This window comes from Sphingobacteriales bacterium (assembly GCA_016700115.1).
Classification (GTDB): Bacteria; Bacteroidota; Bacteroidia; order Chitinophagales; family UBA2359; genus UBA2359.
This window is the reverse complement of sequence record CP064999.1, coordinates 2439480-2453319: the sequence shown is the minus strand read 5'-3', so window position 1 is coordinate 2453319 and position 13840 is coordinate 2439480. Positions and strand designations below refer to the sequence as shown.

The window sequence follows — 13840 nt, the reverse complement described above, 5'->3', positions numbered from 1 at the left end:
TAACCAATTATGAAAAGCTGTTTACTGGTAACATTTCTATTGTGCATATTGTCTTCTGATTGCTTTGCTCAAAAATATTTCTCCAAATCTTATTCTTGGGAGATAAGTCATCATGCTTCGACAATATTACAGCAAGATACTTTATATTATCTTTCCGGAAGATTTGCTAATCCTGATAATTTTTTAGTTTGTTCTTTTATAGTTTCAGTTAATCTCAATGGTGAGAACTGGGTAAGACAAGAATTTTGTGGCTCTTACTTTGAAAACGGTGCAATGGATTTATTGGCTTTAAATGATAACAATTTTTTATTAGTAAGTGAAGGAAGAAACGTAGAAACGGATTCAGCTTTATCTTACTATGTGTTGTTACAACCGAATTTACAACCAATAAATGCTTGGCAATTAAATAGTACCAATCTCAGATGTGCTACAAAGACAGGTGAGAACGTTTTAATGGGTGGTTGGATAGACCTTCCAGATAATAATGGTCTTTATCTATATCTAACGAAAAAGAACCCTACCACTGGCTTTATCTTATTAGATACTCTATATAATTTCTATTTTAACACTTCTAATAAGCTAAATTGGATTCAAGACATCGCCGCAACGCCAGATGGGGGCGCATATTTGTTGGCAACGGTCAATTATGATAACAGCGATATAGCCCTCATCAAAATAGATTCTCTTGGCAACTGGCTTTGGCATCAGGTTTTTGACCTCAACCCCACTAACTGGATTTCATGTGATGTAGCAACAAGTTTATTTGTTGGCAGTAGTGGTAATATCTTTTTTTCGGGAAGGAGAATTGTTCCCAATGTAAATACTTATGCTTATGTCTATAAATTAAACCCAGATCATAGTGTGGCTTGGATAAACAACGAGCATTTTTTAGAAAGTGCCGCATCAAGCGTAAAAGAATTAACAACAGGAGAAGTTGTCATTGCCGGTTCAACCTACCCATATTCCATGGCTCCGTTGGTACTATTAGATGCCGAAATTGTAAAACTCGACAGTTCGGGGAACACGCTTTGGAAACGGAGATACGGAGGCAACAAACCGGACTATTTCTACGACCTCATCGTCCAAAACCACGACTACAGCGGCAAAAGCGGGTATGTGCTGTGCGGCAGAACGGAGAGCAACACCGCTTCGGGTTCGGGGGCGGACGCATGGTTGGTCCGCTTAAACTGCATGGGTTTGCTTACCGAGCCTAAGGCTGATTTTTTGGCGCTGCCATACCCATCCATGCCCCAAACCATAGCCTTTGCCAACCAAAGCCAATACGTCTATCCCGACAGCATAGACGGCGGGCATTATATCTTAGACTGGGGAGACGGCAGCCCGCCCCTGCTTTGCGGTCAGGGCTTCGAACCCTGCAGCGGCAGCCTGCCCACCCACACCTACCAATCATCCGGCTTATACTCCGTTACCCTGCAGGCTATAGTTTGCAACGACACTTCAACTCTCACCCGTGCCGCGTGCATAGATTTCGAGCCAAATCCGCAAGCGGCTTTCGGTCACGAAATATTAGATTACACCGTGTTGTTCACCAACCTGAGCCAAAACGCATACATCGGGCAAGGCGGCTACTGCATCTGGGATTTCGGAGACGGCAGCCCCCCTGTTTCCGAAGAACACCCCGTTCACACCTATCCCGACAACGGCAATTTTACCGTTAGCTTAACAGTTGTCGTGTGTCAGTCCACTTCGGTTTACACCGGGACAATAGCAATAGCAAAACCGGTAGGCATTTCTCCCGAAAATCCCCTCCTCGGAGGGGCAGGGGTGGGTTCCATCCTCGTCTATCCCAACCCCGCCCAAAACACGTTAACCTTTGCCCTACCCGAAGGCCAAACTCCCCCTTCAGGGGATTTAGGGGTAACAGATGGCAGCGGCATAGCAATAAAACTCCTCACCCTCACCGGCCAAACCGTGCTTCAAACTACTCTTGGTGCAAGCGAAACCCATAAAACCGTTTCAGTGGCGCATTTGCCGGTGGGGGTGTATGTTTATGTGGTTGAGAACGGCGGTGCTGTTTTGGTGCGGGGGAAGGTGGCGGTGGTGAGATAGTGAAAAGTGAAAAACTAAAAGTGAAAAGTAAAAAACCTGAAAGGCGGGGTGTTTAAAACCTCATGGTTTTGCCAAAACTATAAGGATTGGCATATCGCATTGGCAAACGAAGGCGACAACAGGCACACTTTTTTTGAAAAGGGGTTGGCTTATAATGGTAATTTGTACCCTAACCCTGCCCAAAACACACTGACTTTTGCAATAAACAATGTCTTAACTCCTTTCAGTGATAATCTTGCAGCGGTTTGTTGGTGTTCCGGCTTTTACCGGAATTGAGGATGCTTAGGAGTATCGGTGCTTTATTCTTTTATTTCCGGCAATTATTTTAACACAGAGGTTCGCGAAGGCAGCAAAGAGAACCACAGAGTATATTATTTTTCTCTGTAGTGCTCTGTGTAAAACCTCTGTGTTACTCTGTGCAAGTGTACCGGTGCTTTATTGCTTAATTTCCGGCAATTATTTTATCACAGAGGTTCGCGGAGGCAGCACAGAGAACCACAGAGTATATTATTTTTCTCTGTAGTGCTCTGTGTAAAACCTCTGTGTTACTCTGTGCAAGTGTACCGGTGCTTTATTGCTTTATTTCCGGCAATTATTTTATCACAGAGGTTCGCGAAGGCAGCACAGAGAACCACAGAGTATATTATTTTTCTCTGTAGTGCTCTGTGTAAAACCTCTGTGTAACTCTGTGCAAGCGTTCCGGTGCTTTATTGCTTTATTTCCGGCAATTATTTTAACACAGAGGTTCGCGAAGGCAGCACAGAGAACCACAGAGTATATCATTTTCCTCTGTAGTGCTCTGTGTAAAACCTCGGTGTTACTCCGTGCAAGCGTACCGGTGCTTTATTGCTTTATTTCCGGCAATTATTTTAACACAGAGGTTCGCGAAGGCAGCACAGAGAACCACAGATTATATTATTTTTATCTGTAGTGCTCTGTGTAAAACCTCTGTGTTACTCTGTGCAAGCGTACCGGTGCTTTATTGCTTTATTTCCGGCAATTATTTTATCACAGAGATTCGCGGAGGCAGCACAAAGAACCAAAAAGTATATTATTTTTCTCTGTGGTTCTCTGTGCAAATCCTCTGTGTAACTCCGTGCAAGTGTATCGGTGCTTTATTGCTTTATTTCCGGCAATTATTTTATCACAGAGATTCGCGGAGGCAGCACAAAGAACCAAAAAGTATATTATTTTTCTCTGTGGTTCTCTGTGCAAATCCTCTGTGTAACTCCGTGCAAAAATCTTTGGGAGCCCCCTACAAGATAAACTTCAGGGAGTTGGAGTGGTAGCAGGGGTTTTAGTGGCAACTCAGGAATTAAAAGTAAGCCTCTACAACCTCACCGGTCAGGCAATTTACAAAACACCTTTGTTTCGGCAAACTCAACATGCTTTGGTTCAACCACAAAATCATTTCAATAGTCCATCAGCCGGATAGAATATATTAGCCCAAGTTTTAACAAAAACATTCTCTGCCTACTTCTCCTGCCTGTAAATTGAAAATCTTCTGAAACCCCAGAGTTGCAAACGGTGCATGAGCGATACTTTCAAAACACCCATGCCATATTTAACACTCCGTTTAAAGTTGATAGATGAGGCATCGGTAAAATATTTGGTAGGGCAGGTAACTTCGGATATTTCAAAGCCTGCGTAAAAAATCTGCGACAGCATTTGGTTGTCAAACACAAAATCGTCAGAGTTGGCATCAAAATGAATAGTTTCGAGTACTTTCCGCGAAAAAGCGCGATAGCCGGTATGATATTCGGATAGTTTCTGACCGATTAAGATATTTTGAAAATAAGTCAGAAACCTGTTGGCGATGTATTTATATAAAGGCATTCCACCTCTTAACGCCCCTTTTCCCAAAATGCGGCTACCCAAAACCACGGGATATAAATCCAAAGCAATGATACTTGCCATAGCAGGAATTAGTTTAGGCGTATATTGGTAGTCAGGATGTAGCATGATGACTATATCGGCACCAAGTTCCATTGCTTTGTGATAGCAGGTTTTCTGATTGCCCCCATAGCCTTTGTTGTTATCATGCCTGATTATATGGTGTACCCCTAACTGATGGGCTACTTCTACGGTATTGTCTTTACTGGCATCGTCAACCAATATCACTTCATCTACAATGTTATGTGGTATTTCGCTATAGGTTTGTTCGAGGGTTTTGGCGGCATTGTATGCAGGCATCACCACCACTACTTTTTTATTAAAGAGCATTTTTTAAAAGTGAAAAGTGAAAAGTGAAAAAAAATTTCAATTACATTTAGCTTTTTGATTTCTATATAATATAATTCTGTTCGTTGTTTTAAGGCTGGTTTATCCTCTCATTTTTTTTAAAGATTGCCCTTATAGTTTGATATAGCTGTTAAGTTTTAATATCCCAAAGCTGTATCTTCTCCCCGTATATCGCCGGCACCTTCCAGTGTTCCGTCACTTCGAACCATAATTGCATCAACCCTTCCTATGGGTTCACGGGTAACGATTTTATGCCCCATTTTCTCCAATTTCTGAACACATATTTTGGATAAAGAATTTTCCTCGATAAAAACGGTATCAGGTTTCCATTGATGGTGAAACCGTCCGAGGTTTACGGCTTCCTGCATGGTCATTTTGTATTCTACCACATTCAAAAATGTCTGAAAAACAGAAGTGATGATCGTTGAACCACCCGGAGAACCCAAAATCATAAAAAGCTGTGCATTTTTTTCGATAATTGTAGGGGTCATAGAACTCAACATTCTTTTAGAAGGGGCGATTGCATTTGCTTCTGCGCCAACTAAACCGTAAAGATTAGGCACGCCGGGCTTTACACTGAAATCGTCCATTTGATTGTTGAGTAAAAAACCGGCACCGCCCACACAAACCCTCGAACCGTAAGAGCCATTAAGGGTGGTGGTAACAGAAACAGCATTTCCAAATTCGTCCACAATCGAATAATGGGTGGTTTCTTCTTTTTCAACTTTAGCTTTGGATTTAACCGGCTCTAATTTTAAACCCTCGATTTTCCCTGCTGTAATGTTTGCCGAAGGGGTTGACTTTTCGAGATTGAAATCTTCCATCCGTTTGGCCAGATATTTTTTCCCCAACAATGCCGATACCGGAACCGTAAAAAAATCCGGATCACCAAGATGAGTTGCCCGGTCTGCATAAACCCGGCGTTCGGCTTCTACCATTAAATGAACAGATTGAGGCGTATGAAACCCCCATTCTGCAATAGGGTAGTTTTCGACTAATTTCAACAATTGGCTGAGTGCTACCCCTCCGCTTGACGGAGGAGGCAGTGAAATAATCCGGTAATCTTTGTATTGACTGATCAGCGGGGTTCTCCAAACAGATTCGTAATTCTTAAGGTCGTCCATTGTAATGATACCTCCCCCTCTGTTCATTTCTTCAACGATGGATTTAGCAATGGTGTCTTTGTAAAATCCATTGCGTCCTTTATCTCTGATGAATTTCAGGGTTTTTGCCAAATCTGGTTGTTTGATAGTTTCACCTGCTTTCCATCCGCCCTCTTTCACAAAAACACAAGGCTTCGTGTTGAGCCTTTTAAAATCTTCCTGAATTGTGTTGAGTTTATTGGGTTCAATGTCTGAGTAAAAATAAACCCCGTTTTCTGCCAGATCTATAGCAGGTTGAATCAGTTCCTGCCATGGCAAGGATCCATATTTTTCGTGTGCCTTTACCATTCCGTCAACGGTTCCCGGAACGCCTGCCGCCAAATGTCCCAAAAGGCTTAAATTGGGTATCACATTGCCAAGACTGTCTAAATACATGTCCCGATATGCTTTAAGCGGTGCTTTTTCGCGGTAATCCAAACTGGCAATTTCTCCGTTTTTTGTTCGCAAGACTAAAAATCCTCCGCCGCCAATATTGCCTGCACTCGGATAGGCTACTGCCAAAGCAAACTGAACAGCGACTGCTGCATCAATGGCATTACCTCCTTTATTTAAAACCTCTACGCCAATCCGTGTGGCATCTCTATGGGCGGTAACCACCATAGCTTTGCTTCCGATTGCACCTGAATATTGTGCATTCGTGTTGCGGTTCAAAAGATTTGGAAACGGGGCTTCCTTACATCCTGTTAACAGGAAAATAAAAAAAATCAAGCTATATATACGAAACATAAACATCAGCAGATAATAACCAAGTCAGAAAGTGTCTGTCTGCAAACAAACTGACCGGCCTTACAATTTAAGAGTTGTCCAATGTTATTTTTAGCAAATACAGGCAAAATAACATGAAACCAAAAACAAGGCAAAAATAACGGATATAATTTACCTAACACTATTTTTTTACCTTTCCGGATGAGAAATAAAGGTTGTCCAAACATAATATTGGAAAAACCAAATCAATATCGCACCTGAAACACGCCAATACGGGATCGGTACAACTGATACAGGTTAAAATCAGACATGCTGACTATACCATCTAAGTTGCCATCTGCTTTGTGGTAGCCAAAAGGAAGCCCGGATTGAGTTAGGAACAGGTTAAAGTCGGCAATATTATGAATACCATCTGCATAAAAATCGGCAGGTATCATGGCACCTAAAGAAGTCCCTTCAATTTGCAAAAGTTGGTGATTGCCATCTTCTACAGTTCCGGACAATCTAAAATCAATTACAGTGCCTTGAATTGCCTGAACAGGCATAGCGGTTCGAACGCTTGTATGGTTTCGATGCCGGATTGTAAAATAATAGGATTGATTTGTGGTCAACTGCGAAGTTTCTATAAACCCGCGAAGACAGGTACTTCCATCGGGAAAAATACCGCTTATGCTTCCATCCTGATGTAAAATGCCGCATAAAACAATTGCCGGTTGTTGTTGATCTTCCGCATTTTGGGCTTCAATAACCACATAATCTACCATATCGGCTGGCATTTCGCTGTATTGGGTATAGGATTCGGCACAAGGCAATAACCAGGGAAGTTGGTGATAAGGCGGGGTCAACGGAAGTATATTGTTCTGGCGCAGGTAATTGCGCATGTTTCCCTGAGCCATTTCATACCCCCCCCCCAAAATGGCTTTAAACTCCAACCCTATGGTTGGGACTTGCTGAATTGTTATGTTTGCACTATCTGTACAGCCATTTACATCTGTTATTGTAACAGAATACTCACCCGGAGCTGTAACAGTTCTTACAAAGCCGGTTGAATTGTCATCCCAAACATAGTTAATACCCCCATTTGCTATCAAATCTTCAGATGGGTTCATACAGCTAAGACTAACCGATTCCGGCAAAATAGCAGCAACAGGATTGTCCATAACCATCACAAACACTGCATCTGATTGGGAACAATTGTATTCGTTTATAACCGTGAGCTGGTAAATATCTGAATCGGTTGGGGTAAATGGGATTCCGTTTGCAACACCGTTGCTCCAGTTAAGTGTGCCGCTTCCGCTACCGTTCAGCACAATGCTTTGCCCTTCACATACAGATTGGTCAGTTCCCGCATTGACAGTTGGCAAGGCATGAATTGCCAAATAAGAGGGGTAGTTTTTGTGAAATGGCAGACCGTATTTATAGGCTGTAATCAATACAGTATAGGTTGCCGGAACAAGAGTATTGGCATTTAAAGTTGCCCCGGTAAAGATTAAGCTGCCATTTCCGTTGCTTAAAGTCCATTTTATCGAATCGACCGGAGTTCCTGAATAATAAAAATCCAGATTTTGTCCGGCACACAAAACAGAACTGCCGGTAAACTGAATAGATGGAGCACTTCGGATAATGACCGGATAATCTTCAACTTCTCCAAGAGTGGTTCCGCAAGCTGAACTGTAATCTCCCCAGTAACCCAGTCTGACACGCATTCTGCAAATCTCATCTTCGACTGCAGTAGCCGGAATGGTAATACTTCCACTGCCATTGCTGCCTGTATTCAAATCCAAAACCACCCGTTCCGATTGGTTAAATTCGAGGTCGTTATTGTAGTCCACCCAAATAATCAAATCATTGGAAGACCAACTTGTATTAAAATTGGCAGAGACTGTATAAGTGGAATCCTTGTACATGACAATAGGTGTATTCGGATAATAAGTATAGGCATTATTCCCGGTAGAGGTATTGGAAAGATTGGCGCAATAAAAATTGTTGATATACAAATTGCCGTTTTCGCTTTCACCACTTGCCGCACAATATTCGTGGGGCTTCAGTTCATACATAAATTTATAAGTTTCCGTAGTGTCCGCATTTTCACCTACGGCAAAGACTTTAAAATACAGATTTGTTCCGGCGGGATATTCCGGAAAAGAAGAGTCGGTTTTCCAGTAATTTCCTGTCAAATGGCTCATCGGAATAGTATTGGAAAAGTCTGGAGAATTGACCGACCATTTCACAAACACATCCGTCAGTTCGCCGTTGTATTCAATTTGAGAGGTAACCCATTGTTCAACTTCTGCTCTTGGTTGGTACAGGGTAGGAACGGAGGTTATAGCAGTATGAGTAATTGACGGATACTCATTTCTGTCTTTGAGTTTGTACTCCCAAAGACCGCGTCCCCAGGTGGCGGCATGAATGGTATTTGAACCATAGTTGATATCCATTTCTCTGATGGTAACATTGGGCAGTCCGGGGTTATACAATTCCCAGGTGGTGGCATTCATGGGTTTGACAAATAAACCATTTTCTGCACCGAGGTAAATATTCCTTTGAGGCGTATGGTCAATTACAGCACACCGGACAGGCATATTACCGAGGTTGTAGGTTATATTTTGCCAGGTTGTGCCTGAGTTGTAGGTGATATAAACCTTTTGATTGTTTGCTTCATAATTGGCATAAGTTACAATCATTGTGGCATCGTTTTGGGGGTCAAAAACCACATCGGTAATACTATGATTGGGCAACCCATTTTTTATTGAACTAAAGGTTGCGCCTCCGTCGGTAGAGAGTTCTATTTTTTCACTCCTTGTTGCCACTATTATATTGCTGTTGTTTTCTGCAATGGCTGCAAACTGAATTGTTTCACCGCCAAAGCCGGCCGGAGTTCCTAAATCAACCCAATTGTTTCCGAAATCCAAACTTTTGTGAACCAGCGTTCCCAACGAATACAGGGTCATTTGATGGTTCGGATCATAAAACATGGGGGCTATCCAATTGCCATCCTGACCGGGAGGGGTACAACCATGATTGGTCAGCCCGCCGTCAAAAGTTCTTCGCCTCGAGCCGTATTGCCAACTGCCAATCATCCAGTTGTCGTTCAAAGTATGAATGATGCCCTCCATACCGTCAGCACCGGTATATTCTATCCATCCGTTTTCGGTCAGGATGCTCGTGCCGTTGTCCTGAGACCCACAAATGGTTCTGTTAGAATTAGATTGCGACATGCCTAAATTATAGTTTTCCCTGATTCCGGTCGTAAGACTCAACTTTTGCCAGGTTAGCCCATTGTCGGTTGATTTGCAAAGAAATCCATCTGTACAAGCATAAAACACACCGTTCATACAGGTCAGGTAATTGCAGTCTGCATGTACATACACATTGCTGTTGTTGTATGCCTGCTGATTACCACCTCCGCCATGTTGCGAACTTCCCAAAGACCACCAGGTTGCCTGCGCAAAGGTTGCACCGCTGTTGACACTCCTGAATAAATCCACATATCCGGCAACTATGATATTCGTATCCAGATCATTCGGAACTCCGTACCATAAACTAATCCCCGAAGGTGTGGGATTTAAAAAGGTCAAAAACGAGGAGCCTGTATTATAAGATTTCCAGATACCGTTGTCTGAAACTGCGAACACACAATTGGGGCAAACAGGCGAAACTGAAATATTGATTTCGGCATTGTCATTACCCGGCAAATCAGTTAGCGGGCTAAAATTCACACCCTGATTGGTGGATTTCATTATTTTATTTCTATTACTCCCCCAATAATAATTTTCATGCAGATAGACTATATTGTTATCAGTCGGGTGAAACTCAATGTCCTGAACATCCCACGAGTTATTGCTCTGTACCCAGGTTGTCAAATTGTTGGTTGAGCGAAAAATACCCTTGTTGGTGCCGACAAAAACGAGATTTGGTATAGTCGGGTGATATTTTATAACATTGATTCTAAAATTGCTGCCTAAACCTCCAAATCCCAGGTTGGCAGGATTAAAAGCAGTTTCGGTAAAGTTTACGCCTCCGTCTGTCGAACGGTATATACCAAAAGAATAGCCATTGCCCGCCATTCTCACGTTGATTAAGACCGAATCAAAATGGGCAGGAGAGGCTGCAATGGCATTTACACCGGAAGCAGGGAGAAAGTCGGTGTGATGTTCCCACGATGCTCCTCCATTATCGGTGCGCCATAACCCACCACTTCTTGATCCCATGTAGATTTGTTGTTGGTTGGATCTGTTGACTTCTACAAATTCGACCCTGCCAAGCCCCGCCGCATAATGCCCGGTGATTTGTCCAATGGTATCCGGCCCTAAATTCTGCCAATTATCTGTCGGGTTGTCCTGAGCTTGTTTTTGAACTTGTCCTTCACTTTTTATTCGCAGGTATTCTTTCCATGGCATAAAATGATCTACCATCCTGTTGCCGGATGGGGCATATTTTGCTTCGTTTTCATCTTTCCACCTTAAATACTGCTTATAGCCCGAGCCTTTAATCGAAACATCTATCCTTTGGAAATAAGCCTCGGCAGAATCACAGACCGTATAAAAGTTAATCGAATTGTCAGCCATCATGGCTTTGTAAACCGGATAAGGCTCAAAACTTTTTTTTACTTCGGTTTTGCTTTGTGCTGATAAAGAGGTTGTAGTGAAACAAAGGGATATATACAACACTAAATAACTTGCAAGATGCCTGATCATATTGAATTTACTTAATTAAGGGTAAAATTATAAAAAGCCTCCGGATTAAAGTAAAAATGTAATTTTGTTCTTCAGAATGTACTTGAAACCGGTTTATAAGTTCGGATTGAGGTATGTATATTAATCCCGTTTTTTAGTAGCTTAATTTTCAACAGTTTGATGAAATTTAGGTTTTTTTTAAAATGGAATACTCCGAATTTTTTTTCAATAAAGCATTTCAATATGTCCGAATTGGTAAAAATCAGAATTGACAAATGGCTTTGGGCAGTTCGCATTTTTAAAACCCGCACCTTAGCGACAGATGCCTGTCATGCTGGAAAGGTAAAAATAGAAGGAAACAGTGTCAAAGCTGCTTATATGCTTAAGATTGGTGAAACACTGACCGTGCAAAAGGAAGGAGAGAAAAAAATACTTAAAGTGGAAGCTTTGATCGAAAAAAGAGTAGGTGCTCCTTTGGCAGCCACTTGTTATACAGATTTGACCCCGCCACAAGACCCCAAAAACGATTTTGAGGAGGCTATATTCCATTATCCGAAAATGGCTCAACGCAAAAAAGGCGAGGGCAGGCCGACCAAAAAAGAACGTCGTCAGTTGGATGATTTCAACACTGATTTTTAAATAACAAAACTGGGGGAATTAATCTGTTTCCTGATGTAGGATAAAAGAAACAACTATTTCTGATAAAATACGAGTAAAGAACTCATGTGTACATTTACCTTTCTGCCTCTTGGAAACTATGAATTTATTGCTACTTCTAACCGGGATGAACAACCCGATAGAGCTGCTTATAATTTTTCAGATTTACAAAACGGAAATGGAGTCCATCTTTTATTTCCCAAAGAACCCAAAGCCGGCGGAACATGGCTTGCCACCTCAAACGATAACAGGCTGGTTACAGTTTTAAACGGTGCTTTTGAACGTCACGAACGAAAATCTTATTACAAGCGAAGCAGAGGGTTAATGGCACTTGATTTTTTTGATTACCCGGGTGCTCAACAATTTTTTCAAGGGTATGACTTTGACGGAATCGAGCCTTTTACTATGATTATATTCGATAAAGGAAATCTACTGGAATATCGTTGGGACGGAGAAACCCAATATATCAAACCACTGAAAACTGACCTTCCTTATATATGGTCTTCCGCAGCGCTTTATACTACCGAAGCCAGAATACACAGACAACAGTGGTTTGACGAATGGCTCCATACTCAACAAACCTTCTCCCGTGAATCTATCTTCCAGTTTCATTCAAATGCCGGAAGCAATGACCCGCATAATGGATTGGTGATGAACCGGTTTAATATGGTGAAAACCGTTAGTATAGCCTCAATACAGAAAACACTCACTGCGTTTGACTGGTATTTCCAAAATTTGGTTACTCCTCAAACAATCGTGAAAACTTTGGTTTTGTCTTAAGAATACTACTTCGCGAAATTCGCCCAAATAACCATCCTACATAAATTTGCTTATATTTGCCACAGATATAATAAACCACAAGTTTTTACCCCAACACTAAATGGCTGACTTCTTTGTATTGTAACAGCCGGATATGTTTAGGATAATTTTTTGCTACCATGCTTCACATTTTACAACAGCTTGTCTTTATTGCCATACTCGGCACTATTGCTTACTTTGTCGCTAAAAAAGCAAGGCATATATACCAAAACATCAGAAAAGGAAAACCCCTGAACAGAACCGACAAGCCGGCAGAACGTTTTAAAAATATGCTTTTGCTGGCCTTTGGTCAAAAGAAAATGTTCCGCAACCTGACTCCTGCCTTGCTCCATCTTTGTGTGTATGTTGCTTTTGTAATTACTCAGATTGAACTGATAGAAATAATTATTGACGGTGTTTTTGGGGTACATCGTTTTTTTTATCCGGGTCTTGGTAGCTTTTACACCTTTATTATCAGCTTTATAGAAATTCTTTCAGTGCTTGCATTTATTGCGACAGTTGCTTTTTTGTCACGACGCAACCTTTTAAAATTGCCGCGATTCAACATGAAAGAACTTACGGGATGGCCCATGAAAGATGCCAATCTTATACTTATTGGTGAAATCATTTTAATAACCGGCATATTTAGCATGAATACAGCTGATATGCAGTTGCATCAGGGGGAATACGGCTTTGTTGTAAGCAGATGGTTGATGCCTTTGTTTGCAGGACTTTCTGAGAGCACCCTTCACATTATCGAGCGTTTTGGTTGGTGGTTGCATATTTTGACAGTATTCGGATTTCTGCTATACCTCCCCTACTCCAAGCATCTTCATATAGTATTGGCCTTCCCCAATGCCTATTTTGCCGATTTAAGCAATACAAAAGGGGAAATGAGTAACATGCCGAGAATTACTCAGGAAATTAAGTTCATGCTTAATCCTGAAGAAATGACCGAAGCACCACCTGCAGAAGCTGAGCGTTTCGGTGCCAAGGATGTGTACGATCTGACGTGGAAAAGCCTGTTAGACGCATATTCGTGTACTGAATGTGGAAGATGTACGGCTGCTTGTCCGGCAAATTTAACCGGCAAACTGCTTTCCCCCAGAAAAATCATGATGGATACCCGTGACCGTCTAGAAGAAATAGCCGATTCAAAAAAACATAACGGTGCAGACTTTGACGATGGTAAATCTTTGCTCCACGATTACATCAGTGCCGAAGAACTCAGGGCCTGTACCACTTGCAATGCCTGTGTCGAAGAATGTCCGGTTAGTATTAATCCACTCAACATTATCCTCGAATTACGCCGTTATTTAATACTCGAAGAATCCAATTCACCAGACGAATGGAATAAAATGTTTTCAAGCGTAGAATCAAACGGAGCAGTATGGCAACTTCCAGCAGATCATCGTTTGAACTGGATAGATGAATTAAGTCAAAAGACGTAAGACTAAAGACAATAGGCAAAATGCAATAGGCAAAATGCAATAGGCAAAATGCAATTGGCAAGAAACAGCAAAAACCTTT

The 13840-nt window shown here is 41.8% G+C and carries 9 protein-coding genes; 6 read left to right on the top strand and 3 right to left on the bottom strand.

Annotation, left to right across the window (positions count from 1 at the left end; genetic code table 11):
* The first annotated feature begins 9 nt into the window (after positions 1-9).
* The 3 genes from IPM47_08750 (at position 10) to IPM47_08740 (ending at position 3505) form a co-directional block, all read left to right on the top strand.
* The gene (locus tag IPM47_08750) at positions 10-2070 is read left to right on the top strand and encodes a T9SS type A sorting domain-containing protein (protein QQS30991.1); all 2061 of its coding nucleotides are present in this window, start codon (positions 10-12) and stop codon (positions 2068-2070) included.
* A 48-nt stretch (positions 2071-2118) separates the two neighbouring features.
* Positions 2119-2346, top strand: coding sequence for a hypothetical protein (locus IPM47_08745; GenBank protein QQS30990.1), 228 nt, complete (start codon positions 2119-2121; stop codon positions 2344-2346).
* A 1006-nt stretch (positions 2347-3352) separates the two neighbouring features.
* A complete protein-coding gene (locus IPM47_08740; GenBank protein ID QQS30989.1) occupies positions 3353-3505 on the top strand; it encodes a hypothetical protein in 153 nt (50 codons plus the stop codon).
* Positions 3506-3543: 38 nt separating this feature from the next.
* Here the strand turns inward: IPM47_08740 and IPM47_08735 are convergent, their stop codons facing one another.
* The 3 genes from IPM47_08735 to IPM47_08725 all read right to left on the bottom strand — a co-directional run bounded on the left by IPM47_08735 (position 3544) and on the right by IPM47_08725 (position 10876).
* Complete coding sequence (locus IPM47_08735) at positions 3544-4293, bottom strand: glycosyltransferase family 2 protein (GenBank protein ID QQS30988.1); 750 nt, start codon at positions 4291-4293, stop codon at positions 3544-3546.
* Between the two features lie 155 nt (positions 4294-4448).
* Positions 4449-6200 (bottom strand): gamma-glutamyltransferase, encoded by a 1752-nt coding sequence (gene ggt / locus IPM47_08730; protein ID QQS30987.1) that lies wholly within the window; start codon positions 6198-6200, stop codon positions 4449-4451.
* 224 nt (positions 6201-6424) lie between these two features.
* Positions 6425-10876, bottom strand: coding sequence for a hypothetical protein (locus IPM47_08725; protein ID QQS30986.1), 4452 nt, complete (start codon positions 10874-10876; stop codon positions 6425-6427).
* A 222-nt stretch (positions 10877-11098) separates the two neighbouring features.
* Between IPM47_08725 and IPM47_08720 the strand changes: the two genes are divergently transcribed.
* The 3 genes from IPM47_08720 to IPM47_08710 all read left to right on the top strand — a co-directional run bounded on the left by IPM47_08720 (position 11099) and on the right by IPM47_08710 (position 13761).
* Positions 11099-11494, top strand: a complete 396-nt coding sequence (locus IPM47_08720; protein ID QQS30985.1) for an RNA-binding S4 domain-containing protein — start codon at positions 11099-11101, stop codon at positions 11492-11494.
* Positions 11495-11578: 84 nt separating this feature from the next.
* Positions 11579-12292 (top strand): NRDE family protein, encoded by a 714-nt coding sequence (locus IPM47_08715; protein ID QQS30984.1) that lies wholly within the window; start codon positions 11579-11581, stop codon positions 12290-12292.
* 158 nt (positions 12293-12450) lie between these two features.
* The gene (locus tag IPM47_08710) at positions 12451-13761 is read left to right on the top strand and encodes a (Fe-S)-binding protein (protein QQS30983.1); all 1311 of its coding nucleotides are present in this window, start codon (positions 12451-12453) and stop codon (positions 13759-13761) included.
* Positions 13762-13840: the final 79 nt, after the last annotated feature.

Excerpts from the sequence above, each read along its gene's own strand:
- IPM47_08750 (QQS30991.1), top strand. The coding sequence starts at position 10 with ATGAAAAGCTGTTTACTGGTAACATTTCTATTGTGCATATTGTCTTCT.
- IPM47_08735 (QQS30988.1), bottom strand. The coding sequence starts at position 4,293 with ATGCTCTTTAATAAAAAAGTAGTGGTGGTGATGCCTGCATACAATGCC.
- ggt (QQS30987.1), bottom strand. The coding sequence starts at position 6,200 with ATGTTTCGTATATATAGCTTGATTTTTTTTATTTTCCTGTTAACAGGA.
- IPM47_08725 (QQS30986.1), bottom strand. The coding sequence starts at position 10,876 with ATGATCAGGCATCTTGCAAGTTATTTAGTGTTGTATATATCCCTTTGT.
- IPM47_08720 (QQS30985.1), top strand. The coding sequence starts at position 11,099 with ATGTCCGAATTGGTAAAAATCAGAATTGACAAATGGCTTTGGGCAGTT.
- IPM47_08715 (QQS30984.1), top strand. The coding sequence starts at position 11,579 with ATGTGTACATTTACCTTTCTGCCTCTTGGAAACTATGAATTTATTGCT.
- IPM47_08710 (QQS30983.1), top strand. The coding sequence starts at position 12,451 with ATGCTTCACATTTTACAACAGCTTGTCTTTATTGCCATACTCGGCACT.